We start from the raw sequence: 22,524 nt of genomic DNA on the forward strand, positions 1-22,524 counted from the left end.
CAATCACAAAACCTCACCCAGTTCCCTCATTACCAGGTTCCTTCCAGAACTATCACATATTTTAAGCTGATTATAGACCCTACTAATATTCTCTTTAAGACCTGCTCTGTTTTTTCCCTCTACAATGAAATAGCCAGCCCTTTCAGTGGCATTTTCTATTTTACCGATCCTATCACCTTGGCTAAAATTAAACCCGGCCTGCATAACCCACGGTAGACCGGTTAACTCATCAACACTACTCATCCTACCTATCCTGCCTGGTCTAGCAAAAAACAATTGTACAGAAAGCCATTTTTTATTATTAAGCAGCTTATAATCTTGAAGATGCTTAATTTTCAGATCATCAGCCAGTGACAAATCAACCATTAAATCCAGGATATCTACTCCGGTTAAGTGTGGCATAAAATCGCCTTCATATGCACCTCCAATACGGCAGGCTATCTCATTGACCTTAATTCCCTCATCACCAATCAGCATCTGGAAATATATCGGACCATTTTTTATCTTAAAACTCTGAACTATCTTTTGGGAAATTACCATAATTTCCTGATAATACCCCCTTAGAAAAGAAGAGGGGAAAATATGTGCTGTACAGACCCCGATATGTAATGAATTTCCATATCTAATCCGGTCTGTTACCGTTAAGATATATAACTGTCCCTTATGTACCCAGCCGCTGACTGTAATCTCCTTGCTATCATAATATTCCTCAAGTAAAATCTCCTCTTCCTGGGAAAATTCTAAGACTTCCAGAAATTTATCCCTTATTTCCGTGAGAGAATTTAGTTTGAAAACCCCGCGCTGTCCCTGATTATCAAGTGGTTTAATAACCACAGGAAAATCAAAACCGTCCAGTTCCACTGCAGAGAAATTTTTAGCTAGTATTTTAAATTTAACTGTAGGAATATTATATTTACGAAAGTTATTTTTCATATCTCTTTTATTGGTTACAGCTTTAGCAGTTTGAAGGGATAAAAAAAAAGGGAGATTTAAGCTTGATGCTACCTCTGCTGCTGTATAAACAGGCTGGTCTGTCCCTGATGTCATCACCCCATCAATATTATATTTCCTACCTACTGCTATATTCCCCCTTATATCAAAGGTACTTACTGTTTCTCCATAATCAGCATAGCTTTTACCAGGGGCGTCTTCATAATAATCAGAGACAATCACCTCATGTCCCTTCTCCTTTGCTTTTTTGATAGCAGCCAGCTGACCACTGCCCCCGCCAAGAATCAATAGTCTCATAATCAATAACCCCTTATATCTAATTTGATTAAGTGTTTTAATTAAAACCAATTTTTTCTGCAATAATATACGGTGGTTTTTTCGACCTGAATAGTTTCAACATTGAAAAACTACCATAATATATATAGAGTCTAAGAAAAAGCCCAAGAAGTTTTATAAAGTTATAATTTGACTTACCATATCGGCGATTATGATAGCTGACCTGGATATTAGCAATCTTATCAGTATATTGTAATATAATAGCCGAAATATAGACAAAGGCAGTCTTCTGTCCTATTATTTTATCAATAAGTCCCCTTTTTATGATTCTAAAACTACTAACTCTTATATTTGATCTTTTGAAGGTAATTAAATTAAATAAGAAATTCGTCATCTTTGACCCTATGTTCCTGTAAAGACTGTATTTTCTATCCTCTGATATTCCATAGACTACTTCATAGCCCTGCTTAATAAGATCATATAATTTAACTATATCCTCCGGACTATGTTGGAGATCATCATCAAGGGTGACTACATAATCACCCTTAACATAATTAAAACCGCAGAAAAGTGCATTCTGCTGGCCGAAGTTTTCAGCAAGTTTAATCCCTTTTATTCTATGATCTTTTTTGTGTAATTCAAGGATCTGCTGATAACTCTTATCCCTACTGCAGTCATCTACCATGACAATCTCAAAATCATCAGTTATCTCGGAAAGAGTAGTGCTTAACCTATGAGATAATTCCCCCAGGGAAACTGCTGCATTATAGACAGGTATAACTACAGAAATACTATCTCCCATACTTACAACTCCCCAGAACATCAGCAGTGTTTTCCAGTATATATCTCAGCTCTTGATCAGTAAGTTCTGGATATAAGGGAAGCCTCATAATAGTAGCTGCTACTTCTGTTGTTAGTGCTAAATCATAGGTTTGATAACCCAGTTTCTGCCCCATGGGGGAGCTGTGGAGAGGAATATAATGAAAAGCTGCAGAAATCCCTCTATTCTGCAAGCTAGTAATCACCAGATCCCTTACTTCTTTATTACTGAATTTTAGATAAAAAATATGATAATTAGAATCCCTATTTTCTGGAATATATGACATACTATCAAGAAAAGGGGTCTTTAAAAACGGTTTCAGGTAATTATAATATTTTTCGTATATTTTTCGGCGCATATTTTTAATCTGATCCATCTCTTCTAATTGAGCATAAAGTACAGCCATTAACAATTCAGCTGGTGAATAGCTTGAACCCTGGTCGATCCAGGTATATCTATCCACTTCTCCCCTTAAAAAGCGTGATCTATCTGTACCTTTTTCCCTGATGACTTCAGCCCTTTTTTTAAAATAGCTGTTATTATTATTTATTACCAGGGCCCCACCTTCACCACTAACATAATTTTTGCTGGCATGAAAACTATAACAGCCCAAATCTCCAATTCCACCAAGGTATTTATCTTTATAACGCGCATTAACCCCCTGGGCTGCATCCTCAATTATATACAACCGGTACTTTTCAGCCAGGTAAGCAATTTCATCCATTTCACAGGCAATCCCGGCATAATGAACCGGGATAACTGCCCTGGTTTTTTTACTTATCTTTTTCTCTAGGTCAGCAGGATCAATATTTAAAGTATCTTTCTTTATTTCAGCAAAAACTGGTTTGGCTCCCTGTTTAATGACAGCATTGGCTGTGGAAGGGAAAGTAAAAGAAGGCATAATAACTTCATCACCCTCTTTAAGCTCAATTAATTCTACTGCTATTTCCAGGGCATGTGTACAGGAAGTAGTCATCATAACGTTATCCAGTGAAAACTTCCTTTCCAGAAGTGAAGTTACTCTTTCAGTATAATAACCATCACCACTAAGTTCTCTCCTCTGGAGGGCATCTTCTAGATATTTTTGTTCTTTTCCGGTCAAGTACGGCTTGTTAAATGGTATCTGCATTATATAATCCCTATCTTTTAACAACAAATTCTTTTTCCCATTTTATTAAAACCTTCAACAAATTCACGGATGGTACTGTTTAATTTCTCATATTTCTTGGTAATCATAAAGACATTATAGTCCAGATTATAATCTTTGATGGTTGATACCTGTAGTTCTTTATCTAAATATTCTTCTTTGACAGCATTATAAGGTACAAAAGCCAGTCCATATCCCTTCTGTACAAGTGTCTTTATTGCCTCTGTTGTTTCCATTCTGGCAATTATATTTAAATCATCAATATTATATCCCAGGTCATTTAAAGCCAGATGAAAATTCTCTTTTATTATACATTCATCTTTTAATATTATCAATGGATGATTAAAAACTTCTTCAAGATATAACTTTTTAGAGATATCATAACCCTTTGGAGAAATTAAAACAACTTTTTCTTTAATCACATGTTGGCTTGCCAGGTCTTCTTCATTTGAAGGTCTGGTAATAAAACCGATCTCACATATGTCATTGAATACATCCCCTTCAATTTCATCTGAAGAACCTGAGATGAGATTATAATTATGAGTAGGAAATCTGTCCTGCATCTTTAGCAGGGCACAGGGCAAACAATAAGTAGCAATAGTAAAATCAGCCTCAATTTTTATCTCACTCTTTTGCTGTTCTTCCAGCCCGATAAGCATTTTATCATAAGTCCTGATTATATTATCAGCATATTTCAATACTAATTCACCAGCCTGGGTGAGTTTAACCCCTCTATTACTACGCACAAAAAGTTTTTGACCTAGAGAGTCCTCAAGTTTTTGCATCTGCTGACTCAAGGCAGGTTGAGAAATATGAGATTTATTCGCAACCTTGGATATACTTTTAATCTCAGCAATCTTTTTAAAATACTCCAGAGATTCAATATTCACAATTTCCACTCCTTTAAATTTTAAAATCTATACCGGATTTTTCATATTAACAAGACAAGTAATAATATTTAGGTCCAGGATAAGTTATAACAAATCTATATAAAAAATTAAATTTTTTGAATTTTTTCGGTTTCTAGCTTAAATTATAATATATTTTGTTTGTTATAACAAGTTCTTATATCAAATAATTTTGGTATTCCTACCTTATATCTCCTATCTTACAAACTATATATTTTAATTTCAGAAATTCCTTTTAAAATTCTTTTAATAGGTACTAGTCTGCCTACAGTTGTATAAAAACGACCCTTTCCAACTGGAGTAGTGGTTTCACATTTTTTAAATTGTTCAATTCTTTTTCCAAACCACTGCCTGGTTTTTTCCATTGGTAAGATATATAATGTTTTGGGCTTAACAAAATAATAAAAAAACAAATTAGCTTCAGAATATATGAAACATCCAGGAGTTCCTTTATCTTTATTACTATAGGTTTCAAAAAAGAAATTACCTGTCTGGTGCCATCTATCTCCTTTAATTTCGACCAGATATTTTCCCTTTTCAGTCTTCCAGATTAAATCGATATCTCTTTCTTGATATTCAGGAATTTTTTCTACATTTTCAACACTAACAGTATTATTTAATTTGCATAACCATTCTTCAATATCATTACTGGCCTGTTTGGCCACAGCCATACCTTCACTCATACTATATGTGCGATTCTTAGACATCTCATAACCCCCAATCATAATAATCTTTTATTAACCTGTTGCTTTTAAATAAAAAAATCCCTCAACTGAGAGAATTATCATTTATCTTCTGAAATGTCTTTGTATATACCAATCTTCTATTGCTCCCCTTATTAATCAAAGGTAATTAGTTTTAGTCGAGCATAATATTTCTTATTTCTATTTCACTTAAAACGGAAATCATGCTATATTATGGTTAATATTATACTATATTCTCTGTGTTATTACAAATTATGGATTAAATTTTTAGAATTAAAATTTTAAAGAATTTTTTTCTCCATGAAAGAAAAAAATCCCGGGTTTCCCCGGGAATCAAACTAAATATAATATTAACATAGTCTGTTTTTAATGTATATTACTTATTATATATTTATTCACTTTTAGTAAAAAAATCAACAGATTATCACTGGGTTTATTCCTCAATCTTGCAACCTTGTCCCAATTCCAACAAAAATTTTACCAATTATCGGCTCATATTCTTCACCAGGAATAGTTTCCTTAACTTTATCAGCTACTATATCATATACAGTGTCATCAATATCTGTATTTTCCATGATAGTCTTAACAAAGGCCAAAATATACTCTTCCACCATATCACCCCCTTTGAGAAAGTTGATCATCTGGCTTAACACAACACTAATTAATGTATTTCTCATTTTCACATTTCTCCCTGAGAATTCATATTTTTCTAGCAGGTTCTCCCATGTTCCGTTTGAAGTAGGGTATCCTTCTAATAGCTGATTAAAATATTCCTGCATTTCCTGATTGGTTTGGTCTATTCTCTCATCCATCTCTGACTCTGTAGCAACAACCATGTCTCGCAACGACTTATGTTCTAATCTAATAATCTTCATGGACAACATTCCCACCAGTATAGAGAGATATATTGACTGCTGCTATCCATTGATTAGCGTTGAGTTTCCCAAAATACAAAAAAAATGATGATAGGATTATCACCACTATTGCTACTATGAATTTTCTCGATTTATATCTATTCATGATTATCAGTCCTTCACAATAACTATAATCTCATCATTCCCGCAAAACTCAATCAGCTCTGCCAGCTTGTCCCGGCTCTTCCAGACAGTATTTCTACCCGGTAATTCACCAACCAGGATACAGCCTTTTGTATTTCGGGGGTAATTACCAGGATGAATTTCTATCCATTCCCGACCGTATTTATTTTGGAGCAAAATAACCATAGTATGAAAACCAGGGCTCTCATATAACCCAGCTTGGTAAGTATCAGCTTTAATACAACTTACATCAGGCTTATTCCTGGCATTTCCTACCCCATTTCCTATGTCCGGTGGTTCCAGAATATAACCAGTAACTATTCCGCTCTTTTTAGTACTAGTAGCCTTATGTGCAAACTTCATTTTTGTTATGCCGCTGTATAGTAATTGTAATCATTTAGCACCACCAAATTTTTTTTCCTTTGTCTGTAATAATTTCTCTTTCAAGAAAGGCGGCCAGGGGAACCCTAATACATCAGTATTTTCAATAATGCTAATACCTTCCGTAACACTAGCCCATAATATAGCAAAAGAACGAACACCTTTCAGCCCAGCCTGGTCAAGTAGATTAGCAAATATTATTATGATAATGTAGGTTAATATTTTCTTCCCGCCCTGCCGGCCTATTGCACTTGACAGCTGATGTTCCACATATGATTTTGCAACACCTGTAATTAAGTCTAGAAATAGTAATGCCACAAATGATCTTAGTATTGTCCCAAATCCCCCGGTTAGAAATGAAATTATACTTCCAACTGTTGATATAATTAACTTAATTGAAGGATTTTCAATTAATTTATCAACAATATATCTAATGTCTATTGTCATTTTCTTACCCCATTTTTAGCATAATAAAAGACCCTAGCGGGTCTACAATTGCTTATCGTATGTTTTCCTGTCCTGGAATTCCTCTTTCTTCCCCTTTATTCCACTGTGAAACTGGAGTCAAGAAACCAACTACTCTACTGTATATTTCACATTTTTGTCTTTTCATTAATAACCAGCTCCAATTTTTATGTCGTCCTGACTTATCCTAATTGATTCCAGGTCATCAACTGAATTCTCAAGATAACTTAATGCAGTTATATTGCTTTCGATATCATTATTAGCTGTAATAATATTCTGCTTGAATTCCTTGATAACTGCATAATCTGACACTCGAACCGTACTATCCCATCCGTCAGGAATGTCTTCTTTTGTTCCGTCCAACAGGTTAATTTGATGGTATTCCGGGAACCTACTAGTGATTACTTTGTTAGCATTATTTTTCAGTTGTGATATCATATTTTCTTTCTTAGTCTCAAATTGCTCTGCTAATTCCTCCTCGGTAAGTGGTAGTTCTTCTGTAAGCCAGCCATCCTTTGGTTCTACTCCTAATTCTGTGATTTCGTGCTTATTTCTATCAGCATCCCAGAAAGTTTGGCCTCTATAGTCAGGCACTATAGTCCATGAGTCAATAGCTTCATCAAAAATAGCTGCCTCATTTTCTCCCACTGCAAGTGGTTCTACATCTGTCGCATAAGCAGGGATGAGATACTCTCCCTGCTCCAGCGGATTTTCTCTAGCTATACTATCCCCTATCAATTCTCCTGTTTCTCTATGATAATGATATATTTTCATGGTTACACCTCCTAATATTTGATGCATGGTAAGAGAGCCACGTTGCGGGGACGGGTTTCATTAGATATCCTTGGAGTACCATTAACCCCATCACTTATAGGTTGCCTCACCCAATCATTTATATTTTTGGGTGAGTACCTTGAATGATTTGGCAGAGGTTTACGATAGCCCCCGCCTCCTGATTGGTCGTATTCCATTCTTAATCTATGCCAATGGCCTTGAAAAACATCCTCCTGCCAACTCCCCAACACACGCCCAACATCTACATTACGACCATTATCCCAACCACGAATGAATTCCCCACGAAGGTCAGGTATATTAAATGTACTCTCGCCATCACCTTCACCAAAAATGCTACCAATAACATCATATAAGTCTGAATATGTTGTCCTTGATATTCCTGCACCGTTGCATTCGAGATAGCTGGATGGAGGATCTTGTGCAGCAAACCAAAATACTGAACCAGCAGGAATATCAGTATCAACATTTTTATCAATCCAAGTTTGTACCCAACCTTGGATATCTGAATAATGTTTTCCATCTAGTGTATCAGCATTAACCGTTTCAGCTATTTTTGGCAAACTACCATTATCACCAGGCTTTACAAATCCATATTCTATTTTTTGCAATGTATCATTTAATACATCATCAACTAATGTAACAGTTGTTTCATCTCCTGTATCATCATAGTTAGATGTATCTATTGCAGAATATACTACACTTGCATCAAGAGTAGCCTTGATTTTTCTGTTAGCCACAAATACATCTGTCAGGTCTCCCTCAACACTGAATTTTGTACTACTAACATAAGTTGCCGTTAATGCTGAATCAACCCACTCTGTTAAGTTTTCCGCTTGGTTAGATTTGAGTGTGCCATCTTCGTTCAAAGCAACCTCTAGTCTTTCCCAAAGGGTATCTTTGCTACCTCGGGCCAATTCAACATCATCGCTTACTGTACTGTTTTTACTGGCTTCTACCCAGTTTGTACCATTCCACATTTTTAATAATGCTTTACTCCATCCCTCTGATATATCTAACCACGGTTGTCCAGAGTAAGGATTATCAGGAGGGTTTTCTCCTGCCCATTGTGTTACTATAGCCCTCCAATTATCATAGAGATACTGTTTCAAGGTTGGTCCATTGACACCCATATCTTCTAATAAACCATGAAAAGTCTGCGTCATATTATCACTCCTTTAATATACTTCCTTCACAATAGCCATAATATCACCCTTACAAAAGTGACGGTCAGCAAAACCTAGCAATGTGATTATACTTTCAACTGTCGATATAATTAATTGGAATGATGAATTTACGACTAATTTTTCAACAATGTATCTAATTTCTATTATCATTTTCTTGCAACACTACTGTATTTCGCATTTTTGTTTTGGCATGATAAATCACTCCTACTCATTAAGAAACAAGTCTCACAACTTAGCCTTAATATCTGCTATATCTTCCACAGTCAACGCTGGATAATCAACCAGCACCTCATCAGCAGTTTTTCTTTCTTCCTTCATGCGCCTTTTCACCACTCTAACAAATATGTTAATGTTATATTCCTTATACACTGCCCGCACCTCCCAAGATATCGGTTATCGCATTTTCAAGATCGGTTATCCTTTCTTCTGAAGTAGCAGGGGGTACATAATTGGCTAATTCTTCTTGATAGTCTACCCAGGCGTCTTCTATTTCTTGTTCGGTTGGTATAGTTACTGTATCCTCCCATGTATCCTGCAATTGTTGATATGTTCCACTCATACGAAATTTCACACCTGCGCCTAGTAATTTTTCTACCATCAAAGCTATGTCGATTTTGTTTCCTTCATTGTCTTGCATTAAGCATCACCTAACCTTATAATTTCTACTGTTGTGTAGATTTCAGAATCTGTACCATGTGGTACACCAAAGCCATTAGCGCTATAAGATGTTTGACTCTTATGTTGTATTTCAAACATTTTATTATTATCAACAATTAACGTTTTCGTAAGATTACTTATATCCAGTGTACCATCAGTAGTTGATAGAGAATAAGCATTATTTCCTATTTTTTCTACAACATTATCCGTTATATTCATTAATCGTATATAATGCCAATCAACTCTATAGGCTGGTGCACTAGCACGTATAATATACCTTCCAGCAGGTAATGTGAATTGATTATTACTCAATACAACTTCCCCAGTATCATCTTGCACAATAGTATTCAAATCTCTAGTTCTCCACGCTCCGCTCGTGAATGTTCCCCCACTTGCCCCACTAGGTTTTTGGTCTTGAATGAGGATATATTGGAGTTTATCCTGTTTCTTAATTAATGGTGTAGTTATTCGTGTATCTTCAAATAGCATAATAGGTTTGTGGACTTCGAAAGCATCTACTCTTATAATATTTCCACTTGAACCGCTGTTTTTATTTCCAGTAACACGTATTTTTATTTCATGTTCTTCATCTGATAATGATATTTTTTCATATCCGACAGCTTGTTCAATAACACTAGAAGAATAGGTATCTATTGTTGTATCTATAACACCATCTATACTTATTTCTGCAATCCCTCCGTTATTAGTAATATAAGTTATTAATCTTACCCCTATACCTTTAAACTTAAACGTGCAATAATCGTCTGTTGTAGCACTTTCAATTCTTATAGTATTAGAGTTAAAAACGTTATTATTTTCCGTCCACCCGCTACCGAAAAACTCGCCATACTGTTCTGCCTCATACCTTGCCCAACCTTTTTTTTCGTTAGAATCTGGCCTAGTAGGTATTGTAGACATAGTACTTGGTTCCGGGATAGATAACATACTAGCTACTGGTTGGTTACCTATTGGGACAGAGGTTGAAAAGTCTGGAGTGTAGATGTCAAAAGCGTCAATAAATACATATACTCCACTTGAATTAACATTTTTGTTACCTGTACACCTTAGCTTTATCTCATGGTATCCAAAATCTAAGTCACTACACAAATTAAACGTAACTTGATAAGTGTCCTCGATAGCATATAAATCTACAGTTTGTTCTGTGCCACCATCCACAGAAACACCTAATATGCCAGCATTAGTAGAAGTACGTGTAATTAAATCAAGTCCTGTCCCTACAAAACCTATATAATAAGTTTTATCTGTTGTGTATGTATATAAATAGTATCCATTAGAACTTTCATTAACAACTATACTACGCCACCCTGTACTTATATCTCCAGTAACCCCACTATTCCACACCTTAACAAAATATTGTAAGTCTCTAGGTACCCCAACATATTTCCGGCTTATAATTCCACTTTCCTCAACCCTAAAAGCCTTAACACTCTGTCCTTCGGTTCCTTCAGTTTTAACGAGATTACCACTTGAATCCAAAGAAAGAATATCATGTCTGAATTGCGTTGGAATAGTGAATATAGTACTTGAAACAGGCACATCTATTTTTTCAGAATCAAAATATGCATAGCCTGATGTAGTGTCTACTGTTCTATCTGATTGGGTAGGGGTAATACCTTCTAAGATAAAATCGTTGAAAGCATCGTTTATTATCTCAGGTTTTTCTTGTTCAATTATTGGCATCCCTCCGGTATCACCGGGTTTGACTAATCCGTATTCTATTTTTTGAACGGTGTCATCAAGCACACTATCAACTAATGTAATAGTTGTCTCATCCGCTGCACCATCATAACTAGATGAATCTATTGCTGAATATACAACACTAGCATCAAGAGTAGCCTTAATTTTCCTGTTCTGTACGAATATATCTGTCTGATCACCTCCCACACTGAATTCTGTAGTGCTGACATAAGTAGCTGATAATGCTGAATCAACCCACTCTGTTAAGTTTTCTGCTTGACTTGATTTGAGTGTGCCATCTTCATTAAGCGACACCTCTAATCTTTCCCACAATGTGTTTTTGCTACCTTTTGCTAGCTCTACATCACTGTTTACTGTACTGTTTTTAGTGGCCTCTATCCAACTTGAGCCATTCCAAAACTTGAGAACAGCATTACTCCACCCTTCTGAAATATCCAACCACGGTTGGCCGGAATAAGGATTGTCAGGCGGGTTTTCTCCTACCCATTGTGTTACTATTGCTTGCCAATTCTCGTACAAATATGTTTTTAATGTTGGGCCATTAACACCCATGTCTTCTAATGAACCATGAAAAGTCTGTGCCATCTTATCACTCCTTTAATATCCTTCTATCGTTATTTTTTCTATTGTTCCGCCTACATCATTGTTGTTGATATCAAGCACCTGTATATCAACACTTTCATTTGTTCTATTTGTGAATTTTGCATATTTCATTGTTGAGCCATCCTGTGTAATGAAATGATTATATCCTTTCGGGGTGTTATAAAAATAAGTATCATAATCACTGTAAGTTAATGTTAATCCTCCAATCGGAACGGTTATATTTTCTATTTCTAGTTCAATATCTGGCACATCAAATATTTCGACAAACTTATTAAAATCAAAATTAGCAGTATCTGTTTCGACTTGAAATGTAATTTTGAACTGGATATATCTAAATTCATATGTTCCTGATACATAACTCTGCCACTCTGTCCATTCTTCGTCGTCATTACTTAATCTGATATATATTTCTTTTGCATATATAGCAGGAGGGTTATCTAGTGTATGTTTTGGGAAATCATCAAGCCCATAATCAGAAAAGCTCAACAAACTTAATGACGGATCAGTAAAAAACCAATCAACATTAAGCCTAATTCCTGTTTTCCCGATATGACCCGTATCAATGGATTCTGATATATATTCAGCATATCCGTTGTAATCTGGCAATCCATTAGCAAACGCATCAAGGTCAGGCCAATCATCAAGCGAATATCCTTCCAGGTCGTCTAATGAGAACATATGATGAAATGTTACCCTGTCATTGATTTTATCCATATTGTTCATCGTTGCATTATCGGCATAATTTAACTCGTCTCTTTCGGCCATTACATTCAAATCTTTGTTTGTGCCCCTGACTTCAAGAATGGCTGAAGTATAGTTTTTTGAATATTGTCCCACACGGTCAATAGATTTAATCATATATCTGTGTGTACCGTCAACCTCATTATTTGCTAACCAGGTATCCCCTGTTAAGTTAGTTCCTAATATTTCCCCACTATCCCAGTTAGTTCCTCTCCTTATTTCATATCCGATTACGTCTGGCTTTACTTGTGTCCATTTGAAAACTACTGATGTTTTTTGTTGGGCCGCTGTAAAATCCTTGGGAGGGTCTGGAGGATTATCAACCCCAGAAATATAGATATAATTGGATATAACACCTGATGAAATATGAACACCGACACGCGTACAAATCTTTATTCGATATATTTTACCGATTCTAACAGAATTGATAACATATTTATTTTCCCTAGTGCTCCCTGCGTAATTCCAATTATCATTATCTATACTATAATATATATAATATTCATCAGCCATTTTTCCACGCGGGGCTGTCCAAGAACACCAGAGTTGGCTTGTTGTACTCCCGCCTTCTTGTACAAAAGTTTCTTCTTCTACAGATAATTCTTCTACTTCAAAAAACAAACTATCAGTAGTATAGTCAATTACTGGTATATCTGTTGCTTCAATATATACTTCTTCTATATACTCTGTCGCCTGCAAATTGCACCTAAAATCATCTGCTCGACTAATAGACGTCAGCCTAAAAGGTTTGGCAACCTTTTCAACTTCCCCCAATGAATATATATCATATTCTTGCGGTATAGAACTAAATAATCCAGTAAATGTTAATGTATCTGTTGTAGTTTCCTCTGTTACACCCTTGATAGACCTCTCTATTAAGGTATCATCTTGTAGTCTTATCATAATAGAATAATCTGTATCAGGAGAAAGGGCTACTTCCTTATCAAGGGTTACTGTTCCAGCTGTAGCAGACACTATTCTTCCTCCTTCTCCCCATCTAGGTACATCATGCTGTATTAGCACAACATCTCCGGCCTGGCAGGCAATAGCATCTATATCAGCTGTCCACGATACCGTTCTATTGATATAGTGATTGACTCTCAATTGATAAGCCCCGTACCGATAAGCCTGCTCTAATGTCATAGCAGAATCAAGTGTGACCTGTGTCGGGTTTTCGATAGATGTAGATTCATCATAACCCGGGCCATAGACCGGTATAGTGGTCTCTTCATAGTTATTGTCAATGTTGGAAAAGGTTATCTCCAGGGCATTGGCTCTATCTTCTGTGCCTAAAAACTCTTCTTGAAAACTATCAAGCCCGGTGTTAGAGACATTGAAGAGCTGAACAGGTTCTGACGGGGCATCACAGACACAGGAGAAACGTGTCCCTCTCATCAAGACTCTACCCCTGCCTGCTTTTTCTGGTTCTTCAAGAGAGTCCCAGAGCGTCTTAGTCTGATAGATTACCCCGTTGAAACATATTTTCCTATCATCACAAAAAGCCGCCCAGTTAGCGAAAGCCTGATAATCAATCCTGGCTGCTGGAATTCCTGAAACAACATATTCACACTGCCCCGTATTAACATTTTTCAAATACCGGCACCTATGAATCAAATCATAACAGGCCCAAGCTGGATTATTGGCTGGTTTTCTTTCATATTTGTTAGTTGATGAATTCCACACCCATACATTATTTCTACTTTGTGTCCAGTGTATAGTTGGCATATTGCCGGATAATTGATCAGTTGCTAATGCTTTCAAACCCACAAGTACTTTGTTTGGATACACAAAATCATCATAGATTATCCCGCTTAATGCTGTCCAATATACCGTATTGGCGTCTCCTGTACCTTCATGGTCTATACCGGTGCATTGGGCAGACACTTCATATTGACCTTTGGGTAGATTATGTATAGTGTATGACCTCTTGAAAGCATAAGTATATTCACCTGAAATTCTCTTTTTGTCCCAATATTTCCAGCTTGAACTGCCAACAAGTCTGTATCTCAATACTACATCAACCCAATTGTCGTCTATATCTCCATCATCAGAATCATAGAGACCTGACGGGAAATTAAGTGTCACTTCTATTCCTTCATACTCGCCATCTAGTTGATTAACTGACGGAGAAGCGCCTTTCTCTAACTCATAACTAACTGATTGAGTGAAGTACGTATCATTGAAATTTGATATAACAGACTGGTCATTAGTTCCCAACCTAGTTTCATATGTTACACCATCATAATTTGTATAAGGATTATCATTAATCTCTAGATCACTTATAGAGTCAATGGGCCCTTCTCCACCACATAATAACATGTTCATATACTGTTTCTTGCCATTAGCTGTTACATGTCTCGATAGCATTTGAATAGGGGCCATAACTCCCATTCTAACTGTGCCAAAAGTGATAGGTATAGCTTTGCCTTCTGTATCAATTGGGGACTGTTCAGACCAAGCATAAGTCTGCTCCATCTCATAATCGCTGCTCATTTGACCAATCGGAAACATACGGTTAATTAAGTATCCTCCTGCAATTTGAACCCCTGCGGCTGCTACCCATGAACCTATTCCCCAATTAGCGACGCCTACAGCCTCGATACCCATAAAAGCACCACCAGCAGCCATTGAACCAACGCCCATAGTTATTATTGAAAGCCCAATAACGGCAAGAGTCTTTCCTATATCCTTGCCACCTCCACCACCGCCCTCAATAACAGGGCAAGCAGCAATATAATCACCCGGAACAGGGATTAGTGTTTGGTATTCTTCCTCAGAAACAATCTGACCGTTGTGAGATATTACTACATCAATACCCATAAAATCTGGCTGCACATATGAAAAAACAGGTTGTTCGGGAATGTAATTGACCTGTTTAATCTCTCTATCTGTTTTGAATGGATTTTTAATAGTTACTAGATTAATCAATTATTTCACCTCCTCGGAATGTAATAGCCTTCTATTCTATGCTGCCAGTATAGACTATTGATATTCTCTATTCTGACCCCGGTTTTTTCTGCTGTATGAATAAATCTCCCGGAACCAATATATACCCCGACATGGTTATATAAGTGACTATTGAACCTCATGACAAGCAGAGATGGTACCTGTGAATCTTCACACTCTTGCCAGGTACTTACTTTTTCAGTATCTATGGTAGAATTAATACTGCTGGCGTTTTCACAGGAAATTCTATAATCGGGAAGTTTAATACCAAAACGACCAAATACTTCTCTTGCTAAACCGTAACAATCATATTCCTCTGGACCCCTACCTTCATTAACAAATGGTTTTCCCAACAAGTCCGCAAAGTTAACTTGAGACATATAAGCCACCTGCCCCTGGTATGCCTGGTTCTCCACCAAAGCGGGTGCTATTATGACAGACCCGGCAGGAGGCTAATGTCTTGTTACAAGAACTTTCAGACCCGCTATATCCGCACTTGATACCTTTGAACTTGAAAGGACAAAAATTTTGCATATAGCGATCAGGAGGTATCCTTTGGGTAGTTGCACAATCAGGACCTAGATTAAAAGTAGCCCACTGGGCACTAGTGCTTGTACTTTTTACGCTGAACGTTTCTATTAATTCAGGTGTTGTTAATTCAAGGTGTTCTGACATGACAACCCTTAAGATTACCGTAGCATCTGTACCACCGGCATATTCTTCCAGATATTGCTGAATGGTTCTGGTGACATTGGAGACTTTCAATTGCAGGGACGGCAGCTCTCCCTTAGAATTCTCACTAACTTCTCCTAATTCAAAAGGAAAACCAGTCCAGATTGTTCCAGAACCAGTAGGCCACTCTATATCTTCGTTATTATTCACTACTCTAATTGTCTCACCTTGAAACTGTATTTCTATCAATACTAACCAGGTCCCAGTAGATGATATTTTGTTCTTTTCTAGTTTTGCAATTGCACTTAAGCTATACATTAGTGCCCCCTTTTATACTTCTTGTAATGTTATCTCTGTTCCCCAAAAACCATAAGTAACTTTTTCAAAGCGCGGAGCCGACCCTGTAAACCGTACTGTGAATGTTTGGCCATAATATGAACTAAATTTTGAATTACATGTCCACTTAAACATTTCGCTGCTACCTTTCACTATATTCTGATAAAAGTCTAATAGTGTTTCTTTATCTTCCGTTGGTAATGCGTTTTTTTCGCCCCATGTTAAATAAAAAGTAAGGCGCGACCTGGTATAGCGCGCCCTACTTATCACCATGCCATCTTCCATCTGGGTAGAAATTCCCGGGTCTTCTGGCTCATCTTCCGGAGTTATGGGTGGGATTATATCGGGAAATACTGCTAGTGCCATTTAAAATCACCTTCTTTTGAAAATATCTTGAATTCCTTCCATGTTTCTGGCATAACCATCCATGAACATCTTAACTATCGTACGAGTTCCATCAAATTGTACTTCTTTACGGGTCTTAATTGGGGTTCCAGTGTTATTAATAACTTCAACATTAACATTTGCTTGTGTCGCAGAACCCATTCTCTGAGTATTAATCAAACCTTTTTGCTGGTCTTCATTAAGGATAATTTCTCCCACTTTAGTTTTGACTAACTTTTCATCTGACCGCAAAGCCCCTGTCCCTGTCATACCACTTTTCCGGAAACCTTCTATACCATTAACTGTGACTAATCCGCCTGTATGAGCAATAGGCAGGCCTAGCCCGCTAAACAAGTAATTTATTGGCGTTAATATAGTTTGCATAATCATTGAAATTATCTGGGTAACTATGTTAGTAAGCCCACCAATCATTGAAGCTATCTGGGTAGCTATGTTAGTAAGCATATCAAGAAAACTTTCTGTTACGATTGAGTTAATTATACTATCAGTAAAAGAACTTACCCAATCTTTAAGTTTGTTACTTATAGACTCTGATATGGTTTCTTCTATATTCATTGAAACCATCTGATCAGCTATGTTAGTGAGCCTAGCAAGAAAGCTTTTTGCCTTCGTGATTGCATTACTTATGCCAGTAGTAAAAGAATTTGTCCAATCTTGAACTTTGTTACTTATGAGTCCTGATATAGTTTCTTCTACATTCATTGAAGCTATCTGGTTAGCTATATCTTCTATTTTATCAACTTTATTACTTATTTCAGTTTCTACTTGTTCTAATGTCGTGCTGTTAATATCTTTACCCAGGCCTGTGATTTCATTTCTTATTTTGACTAAATAGCTATATAAAGTCCACAAGCCTGCAATTCCTGCTAACTCTCCCCAAGATACATCTAAGACTTTTCTAAATTCTTCTGCCTCACTGGCTGTATCAACAAAATATTTACCAACTGTAGCTATACCTTCAAATGCTTCTGTAGCTGTTGTTCCTACTTCTGCTACAGTCTCCTTAAAGTTTTGTAGTTTCTTATCGGCTTCGTCTATGACTTTATTAAACTGTTCATTTTTTTGTTTTATCCAGTCCACAAGTGATGCAAGCGTTTCAGTGGTCATTTTATCACCTCTTTCTATAAATACATGTTTTTTCTAAGACATTTAGCCATATTTATTTACGAAACAAACATCACCAAAAAAGGGTTTTTATGGTTGCTGCAGGAATATAACAAAAAAATCAAAAGAGAGGTTATAACTTTCTTCAAGCTGAACTATATTATTACTGTTGTATGCTTTTTAACTTGTTAATTTCACTATTTATATGCTCGTCCAACTGCTGTTTAAGTTCATTTATCCTTTGTTCTTCCTCTGTACTAAGACTATCCTTATTCTTCAATCTCTCATATTCATAATAAGCTGCATTAACATCAAAATTACTGTCTTTGCTTTCTGCTTCTACATCAGATATCTTTTTGATGGTATTGATTAGCTCTTTTGAATATATTTCATACAATGATTCTCCACTTTTGCTTTCTCCACCCATTCCTGCTGCAACTGCACGCATATTCCAGAGATAAGCTTCATAGCGTTTGATCTCTTTTAACTGTTGCTGCTGGGCATATTGTTTAAAGATAGTTTTTAATTCATCTGGATATATTTGTTCTAATACTTCCCTCTTACTCATACCTTTTATATCAACTAACTTTAGTACTATTTCTCTGAAAAATTCCTCTCCATCCATTTCTGTATTGGTTGGGGAAGTGTTATCAAGTTTTTTACTTCTTGACCTACCTTTATTAATCCATTAACTTCAATAATGGCTTTTACAATTTCAAAAGTTTCCTCAGCATCTAAATTATCACGTATAAACCCCTCTTCTAATCCTGTTCCTATTGCTATAAATTCAATTATTTCGTCTATAGCAAATTTATATATTCCAGATACAAATTCAGGGAATATATCTATTAATTCTTTTACTGTTAAATTTTCAAAGAAATTATTTGTGTCTTCTACACCTTGTTCTTTTAAAAACTCTTTAAATAAATCAAAGAATTTTTCTAACAATAACGATAATTCATACCACTTACCTAATGGTGCTTTCTTAATTAATACCTTATGTGTCTCTTCTTTTATCTCACCCCTGACATTAGATATATCAACATTATCCAGCTCCTTAACAAAAGTCACTTTGACTATTTTAGACTTAGTTAAATTTTTATTTTCATTCTTGTTAATATTTAAAAATGCCATTTAATCAACCTCCAATAGGATAGATTTTGATAGCCCATTTTAAAAACTAGGCAAGCCCCATATAGGGGCTATTTTTATGCACTAGTTAAAGATGGGTCACCAATAGTAAAGTAATTACCGTCAGCATCTTTCTGTGCCTTAAAGTTAGTATTATTCATCCGCTTACCTTCTCTGCTGTGTGTCAACTCTAATGTCTGTGGCAGTGGATAAGCAGAACCTAGTGTTATATCAGCAGATAAGTCATCATCATCTTTGGCTAAGGGGTGAATAATTAATTTATCTGCATAGTCGTTCATAACTGTACCAATAGCAGAACCTACTTCTAACTTTGCTTCCCCACTAGTGGTATTCTCTGTCAATCTAGCCCACGGCATAGTTACAGCTATACTTTTAGGGTTAGTATAGACTAGAGGTATTTCAAGTTCCCCTGTATGGTTAATTACGATATCCATTATTTCTCCATCTTCTTCTGTGGAGCCGGTCGTATATTCGGTAGTAAAGATAAATTTAGTATCCCCTTCTGTCCTACCTAATTCAACACCACCAAATGTAACCTTACACGGTCCTAAGTTTATTTTACTAAAATCTAAATCTTGCATTGTAGCACCCATATTATCACTCTCCCAATTAATTTTTGATATAAAAAACAAGAGACAGAAGCACTATCATCACGACAGTACAGGCCTCAAATTACTTGCTTGGTACAAGATTAAACTTAATTCTCATACTCATGTAATGCTCATTCTGATAATCAGGCTCAAATAACGGCCCCATAGTTTCCTCTACAAACAGATTGTAATTGTTATATCCTTCAATAGTTAATGGTTTATCATCAAACAAATACTCTATCCTTGCTGCAACTGATGTTAATAACTCCACATTAGCATTACCGCTGTTGTAGTTATCAGCAAATACATTGATTAATAATGTGCCATTAATTGTCTTATAAGCTGCGTTCTGCTGTATAGATGGAGCATTGATAGTTATACAGGGATTATCCATGCTATCGGATCGTTGGGGCCCTTTAACAGCCTTGATTGCACCTAACAACTCCCCCAGGTCTTTTTCTCCTGTATCTTTATCATTAACTATTCTTAATAATACAGCTGTAAGTAATAAGTCTTTGTTCATTTAACCACCTGCAATTTTTTCCATATTGGATTGTCTATTGCCATTATACCACTCCTAATTGCTAATACTTTTTGCACTTCTTCTCAATGCTCATTAACTCCTTCCCTTGATTTATTCCATAGTAAAATACTTGCCAGGTACATTATCTTTAGTTGGTTTAAGTCCTTTGCCTTTAATTCTTGTTATAGCAAATAAAGCTGGATAATTTTCTTTCAATCCCGACACAACATTCTCCAAGCCTGTTAAATTGCCTTGATCATCAATACTTATCTGTTCATAGTCAACTTTTCCTAACAGTAAGTCGGGATATCTAGTATCCTTTAATGCTACCTGCAATGCTGCCTGTTTTTTAGTGCGAATTAGCTCGCTTTTAATTTTCTGTTCTTTTGCTACATATTTAGACTTCAAATCTTCTTCAATTAGCTTATTAGCCGTCTGTAATTCTTTAATTCTATTCTGTAATTCCCCTGTAGCCTGTCTTGCTTTCTGCCAGCTTTCTAATTGAATGTTGAAGTCTTTAATTTTGTTTTTATAATCGTTGATCTCCTCATCTTTAGTTCTTAATTGATTTTGTAATAATTCTATTTCAGCATTTTTAGCGTTTAGTTTTGTTCTCGGTAAATAACTACCATCATTGACTAATAATTTTATTTCTTCCTCTTGTTCAGCTAACTTTGCCTTAACCTTTTCCAATAACTCTTTGCCCAAGATGTTTTTTAAATCCATATAATCATCATCCTTTCGATTTCTGATTAGCGTTTTAGGCTGGTCCGCTCTCAGCTACAGTCTCTGTTCTTTAGGGCCTGCAAATACCAAAAAAGGCCAGCTTTAGTAAGTATATATAAGGCATATTGCTGCCGTCTTATATCACAGGGTTACAAAATAATACTATTGAAAGTTACATCTATATCATCAGTATTAATGTCTTTTTCTGCCATTTGCTTAGTCATAATTAGATATTGCTTGATGAACCAGAATAATTCTTTTTTGATTGCTTTGATGAATTTTCTCTTTGTTGTATCACATTTGAGATCTAATACTGAATACAGGAATTTCAATACTACTCCACTGGATAAGTCACCGAATCTATCTGTATCTATATTAACTCCCATAGCAAATTTATAGATATCTTCTATAAGCTGTTTAATATGACTTTCTTGCGTTTTAATAGGTGTATTAATTTCTAACTTATCCATACTATCAACTAATTTATGGTACCTAAGGTTGTTCTCGGCCGGTCCTGGTCCTGCATTTGCACCTATGTAATTTTTAATTACTATCACAGTATCTTGTATATCTTCTAGGTTATTGGATAGGTCGCTTCTAACCTTATTATAATCATCTACTAATTGCTTATAGTCGTTAAGGTCAGGTAGCATTTCTTCATTATTTTTGAACGGAATAAACGGTATTCTGCCCCATCCCTTAGACCACCTTTCTTCCTCTACCCCATCGAACTCTTTCACAACATAAAAGTGTCCTTGTGGGTGAACAGCTACATTATCACCGGCAGAATTCTCAATAGTATCAACCATAAATATACCGCTATCATCAGTGACAAAATAGCTTACATCTTCCGGAGTCCAATATTCAGCTCTTATCCGTTCATCTCCATTTATATAGACAGTGTAATAGTGAATAAGGGCCTGTAATCTCTGCTGTCTACTAGCCTCCCAGATACCTATTATTTGCCTGGCATCTACTACCATATAGCGGAAATCACCGTTTTCATCTATGTAGATGTGCAACCATTCTACACCCTTATTAGCGGCTCCTTTAACTAGCTCGTTCACCGTATCATCCCAGTCCTCACCTAATAGCTTATTGATATGTTTTAGTAATTCCCCATTAGGTGATACTTGTTCACCTTTTTCATCTTCTGTCACTTCTCTATCGCTGAATACCATAGGCTTGCCTACCATATAGTCCATCTTTTGCCTGACCAATAGTTTATGCCAGTTATGAGGGAGTTTATTATTAGCTGCTGTATCATCTTCTTTTTTGACACCTTTTTCATTATAGTAGTATATTTTTCTATTAAGTATATCTGGCCTATTTTTAAAATAGGCAACACCTTCTTCCATCATACGTTTTTCAGAACTGCGGCTATGCTCATCAATTAGCTCTTTGATAATATCCTCTGTGGTGACTGTTCTATTTCCTTTTATCTTTTTGTCTGCTATATCTGTAGTAATATAATTCATAACTTCACCTCAATTAAATATTTCCCCCCCATAACCCAGAGCTAATAATTAATATAATAACTATACGCCCTATACTATCTACAAGTAGTATAATTACTCAAAATAAAACTCCCTAAGCCGGTTAATTGCTTAGGGAGAAATAAAAGGGGGGGTGAATTTTGATATCCTTTCACAATAACATAATAACACAGATTGTCCCTTAAA

General features: G+C 36.0%; 24 protein-coding genes. All 24 read right to left on the bottom strand.

Translation table 11 applies throughout. The features are described from left to right. Positions 1–3 precede the first annotated feature (3 nt). The gene (locus D7D81_RS16510) at positions 4–1,248 is read right to left on the bottom strand and encodes an ATP-grasp domain-containing protein (RefSeq protein WP_125991128.1); all 1,245 of its coding nucleotides are present in this window, start codon (positions 1,246–1,248) and stop codon (positions 4–6) included. A 37-nt stretch (positions 1,249–1,285) separates the two neighbouring features. Beyond that, positions 1,286–2,029: a glycosyltransferase family 2 protein gene (locus D7D81_RS16515; RefSeq protein ID WP_125991129.1), complete on the bottom strand. Its 744-nt coding sequence runs from the start codon at positions 2,027–2,029 to the stop codon at positions 1,286–1,288. Then, positions 2,019–3,176, bottom strand: a complete 1,158-nt coding sequence (gene rffA / locus D7D81_RS16520) for a dTDP-4-amino-4,6-dideoxygalactose transaminase (protein WP_125991130.1) — start codon at positions 3,174–3,176, stop codon at positions 2,019–2,021. The genes D7D81_RS16515 and rffA overlap by 11 nt, the downstream gene beginning before the upstream one ends. Positions 3,177–3,193: 17 nt before the next feature. Continuing rightward, positions 3,194–4,084, bottom strand: a complete 891-nt coding sequence (locus D7D81_RS16525; RefSeq protein WP_125991131.1) for a LysR substrate-binding domain-containing protein — start codon at positions 4,082–4,084, stop codon at positions 3,194–3,196. Between the two features lie 218 nt (positions 4,085–4,302). After that, positions 4,303–4,809: a hypothetical protein gene (locus D7D81_RS16530; RefSeq protein WP_125991132.1), complete on the bottom strand. Its 507-nt coding sequence runs from the start codon at positions 4,807–4,809 to the stop codon at positions 4,303–4,305. A gap of 437 nt (positions 4,810–5,246) precedes the next feature. Next, complete coding sequence (locus D7D81_RS16535) at positions 5,247–5,681, bottom strand: hypothetical protein (protein ID WP_125991133.1); 435 nt, start codon at positions 5,679–5,681, stop codon at positions 5,247–5,249. Continuing rightward, on the bottom strand, positions 5,668–5,826 hold the full coding sequence (locus tag D7D81_RS19640; protein ID WP_164522314.1) for a hypothetical protein: 159 nt from the start codon (positions 5,824–5,826) through the stop codon (positions 5,668–5,670). Before D7D81_RS19640 ends, D7D81_RS16535 begins: the two co-directional genes overlap by 14 nt. Positions 5,827–5,831: 5 nt before the next feature. Beyond that, complete coding sequence (locus tag D7D81_RS16540) at positions 5,832–6,206, bottom strand: DUF5675 family protein (RefSeq protein WP_125991134.1); 375 nt, start codon at positions 6,204–6,206, stop codon at positions 5,832–5,834. Between the two features lie 30 nt (positions 6,207–6,236). Continuing rightward, positions 6,237–6,671, bottom strand: a complete 435-nt coding sequence (locus D7D81_RS16545) for a phage holin family protein (RefSeq protein ID WP_125991135.1) — start codon at positions 6,669–6,671, stop codon at positions 6,237–6,239. A 165-nt stretch (positions 6,672–6,836) separates the two neighbouring features. Continuing rightward, a complete protein-coding gene (locus D7D81_RS16550; protein ID WP_125991136.1) occupies positions 6,837–7,463 on the bottom strand; it encodes a hypothetical protein in 627 nt (208 codons plus the stop codon). An 11-nt stretch (positions 7,464–7,474) separates the two neighbouring features. After that, positions 7,475–8,647, bottom strand: coding sequence for a phage tail protein (locus tag D7D81_RS16555; protein WP_205739258.1), 1,173 nt, complete (start codon positions 8,645–8,647; stop codon positions 7,475–7,477). A gap of 382 nt (positions 8,648–9,029) precedes the next feature. Next, complete coding sequence (locus D7D81_RS16560) at positions 9,030–9,305, bottom strand: hypothetical protein (protein ID WP_125991137.1); 276 nt, start codon at positions 9,303–9,305, stop codon at positions 9,030–9,032. Next, positions 9,305–11,629 (bottom strand): hypothetical protein, encoded by a 2,325-nt coding sequence (locus D7D81_RS16565; RefSeq protein WP_125991138.1) that lies wholly within the window; start codon positions 11,627–11,629, stop codon positions 9,305–9,307. Before D7D81_RS16565 ends, D7D81_RS16560 begins: the two co-directional genes overlap by 1 nt. A 12-nt stretch (positions 11,630–11,641) precedes the next feature. After that, complete coding sequence (locus D7D81_RS16570; protein WP_125991139.1) at positions 11,642–15,316, bottom strand: TipJ family phage tail tip protein; 3,675 nt, start codon at positions 15,314–15,316, stop codon at positions 11,642–11,644. 5 nt (positions 15,317–15,321) lie between these two features. Continuing rightward, positions 15,322–15,714: a C40 family peptidase gene (locus tag D7D81_RS16575; RefSeq protein ID WP_125991140.1), complete on the bottom strand. Its 393-nt coding sequence runs from the start codon at positions 15,712–15,714 to the stop codon at positions 15,322–15,324. Next, positions 15,701–16,324: a DUF1833 family protein gene (locus D7D81_RS16580; protein ID WP_125991141.1), complete on the bottom strand. Its 624-nt coding sequence runs from the start codon at positions 16,322–16,324 to the stop codon at positions 15,701–15,703. The genes D7D81_RS16575 and D7D81_RS16580 overlap by 14 nt, the downstream gene beginning before the upstream one ends. Positions 16,325–16,336: 12 nt before the next feature. Continuing rightward, entirely contained in the window at positions 16,337–16,708 is a 372-nt protein-coding gene (locus D7D81_RS16585; RefSeq protein WP_125991142.1) for a hypothetical protein, read from the bottom strand. A 6-nt stretch (positions 16,709–16,714) separates the two neighbouring features. Next, positions 16,715–17,854 carry a hypothetical protein gene (locus D7D81_RS16590; protein ID WP_125991143.1) on the bottom strand — a complete coding sequence of 380 codons (1,140 nt, stop codon included), beginning with the start codon at positions 17,852–17,854 and terminating at the stop codon, positions 16,715–16,717. A gap of 160 nt (positions 17,855–18,014) precedes the next feature. Continuing rightward, positions 18,015–18,476: a hypothetical protein gene (locus D7D81_RS16595; RefSeq protein ID WP_164522316.1), complete on the bottom strand. Its 462-nt coding sequence runs from the start codon at positions 18,474–18,476 to the stop codon at positions 18,015–18,017. After that, positions 18,446–18,985 carry a hypothetical protein gene (locus tag D7D81_RS16600; protein WP_125991145.1) on the bottom strand — a complete coding sequence of 180 codons (540 nt, stop codon included), beginning with the start codon at positions 18,983–18,985 and terminating at the stop codon, positions 18,446–18,448. The genes D7D81_RS16595 and D7D81_RS16600 overlap by 31 nt, the downstream gene beginning before the upstream one ends. A gap of 74 nt (positions 18,986–19,059) precedes the next feature. Further along, the gene (locus D7D81_RS16605) at positions 19,060–19,596 is read right to left on the bottom strand and encodes a hypothetical protein (protein WP_125991146.1); all 537 of its coding nucleotides are present in this window, start codon (positions 19,594–19,596) and stop codon (positions 19,060–19,062) included. Between the two features lie 79 nt (positions 19,597–19,675). Continuing rightward, positions 19,676–20,116, bottom strand: a complete 441-nt coding sequence (locus D7D81_RS16610; RefSeq protein ID WP_125991147.1) for a hypothetical protein — start codon at positions 20,114–20,116, stop codon at positions 19,676–19,678. A gap of 111 nt (positions 20,117–20,227) precedes the next feature. Continuing rightward, positions 20,228–20,824, bottom strand: a complete 597-nt coding sequence (locus tag D7D81_RS16615) for a phage scaffolding protein (protein ID WP_164522317.1) — start codon at positions 20,822–20,824, stop codon at positions 20,228–20,230. Between the two features lie 167 nt (positions 20,825–20,991). After that, positions 20,992–22,320, bottom strand: coding sequence for a phage portal protein (locus D7D81_RS16620; RefSeq protein WP_125991149.1), 1,329 nt, complete (start codon positions 22,318–22,320; stop codon positions 20,992–20,994). Between the last annotated feature and the right edge of the window lie 204 nt (positions 22,321–22,524).

Origin of the sequence: Halocella sp. SP3-1 (genome assembly GCF_003953885.1) — a bacterium.
Taxonomy (GTDB): domain Bacteria; phylum Bacillota; class Halanaerobiia; order Halanaerobiales; family DTU029; genus Iocasia; species Iocasia fonsfrigidae.

Bases quoted from the DNA above. Each gene is read 5' to 3' on its own strand.
- D7D81_RS16510 (WP_125991128.1), bottom strand. From the start codon at position 1,248: ATGAGACTATTGATTCTTGGCGGGGGCAGTGGTCAGCTGGCTGCTATC.
- D7D81_RS16515 (WP_125991129.1), bottom strand. From the start codon at position 2,029: ATGGGAGATAGTATTTCTGTAGTTATACCTGTCTATAATGCAGCAGTT.
- rffA (WP_125991130.1), bottom strand. From the start codon at position 3,176: ATGCAGATACCATTTAACAAGCCGTACTTGACCGGAAAAGAACAAAAA.
- D7D81_RS16530 (WP_125991132.1), bottom strand. From the start codon at position 4,809: ATGTCTAAGAATCGCACATATAGTATGAGTGAAGGTATGGCTGTGGCC.
- D7D81_RS16535 (WP_125991133.1), bottom strand. From the start codon at position 5,681: ATGAAGATTATTAGATTAGAACATAAGTCGTTGCGAGACATGGTTGTT.
- D7D81_RS19640 (WP_164522314.1), bottom strand. From the start codon at position 5,826: ATGAATAGATATAAATCGAGAAAATTCATAGTAGCAATAGTGGTGATA.
- D7D81_RS16540 (WP_125991134.1), bottom strand. From the start codon at position 6,206: ATGAAGTTTGCACATAAGGCTACTAGTACTAAAAAGAGCGGAATAGTT.
- D7D81_RS16545 (WP_125991135.1), bottom strand. From the start codon at position 6,671: ATGACAATAGACATTAGATATATTGTTGATAAATTAATTGAAAATCCT.
- D7D81_RS16550 (WP_125991136.1), bottom strand. From the start codon at position 7,463: ATGAAAATATATCATTATCATAGAGAAACAGGAGAATTGATAGGGGAT.
- D7D81_RS16555 (WP_205739258.1), bottom strand. From the start codon at position 8,647: ATGACGCAGACTTTTCATGGTTTATTAGAAGATATGGGTGTCAATGGA.
- D7D81_RS16560 (WP_125991137.1), bottom strand. From the start codon at position 9,305: ATGCAAGACAATGAAGGAAACAAAATCGACATAGCTTTGATGGTAGAA.
- D7D81_RS16565 (WP_125991138.1), bottom strand. From the start codon at position 11,629: ATGGCACAGACTTTTCATGGTTCATTAGAAGACATGGGTGTTAATGGC.
- D7D81_RS16575 (WP_125991140.1), bottom strand. From the start codon at position 15,714: ATGTCTCAAGTTAACTTTGCGGACTTGTTGGGAAAACCATTTGTTAAT.
- D7D81_RS16580 (WP_125991141.1), bottom strand. From the start codon at position 16,324: ATGTATAGCTTAAGTGCAATTGCAAAACTAGAAAAGAACAAAATATCA.
- D7D81_RS16585 (WP_125991142.1), bottom strand. From the start codon at position 16,708: ATGGCACTAGCAGTATTTCCCGATATAATCCCACCCATAACTCCGGAA.
- D7D81_RS16590 (WP_125991143.1), bottom strand. From the start codon at position 17,854: ATGACCACTGAAACGCTTGCATCACTTGTGGACTGGATAAAACAAAAA.
- D7D81_RS16595 (WP_164522316.1), bottom strand. From the start codon at position 18,476: ATGGATGGAGAGGAATTTTTCAGAGAAATAGTACTAAAGTTAGTTGAT.
- D7D81_RS16600 (WP_125991145.1), bottom strand. From the start codon at position 18,985: ATGGCATTTTTAAATATTAACAAGAATGAAAATAAAAATTTAACTAAG.
- D7D81_RS16605 (WP_125991146.1), bottom strand. From the start codon at position 19,596: ATGGGTGCTACAATGCAAGATTTAGATTTTAGTAAAATAAACTTAGGA.
- D7D81_RS16610 (WP_125991147.1), bottom strand. From the start codon at position 20,116: ATGAACAAAGACTTATTACTTACAGCTGTATTATTAAGAATAGTTAAT.
- D7D81_RS16620 (WP_125991149.1), bottom strand. From the start codon at position 22,320: ATGAATTATATTACTACAGATATAGCAGACAAAAAGATAAAAGGAAAT.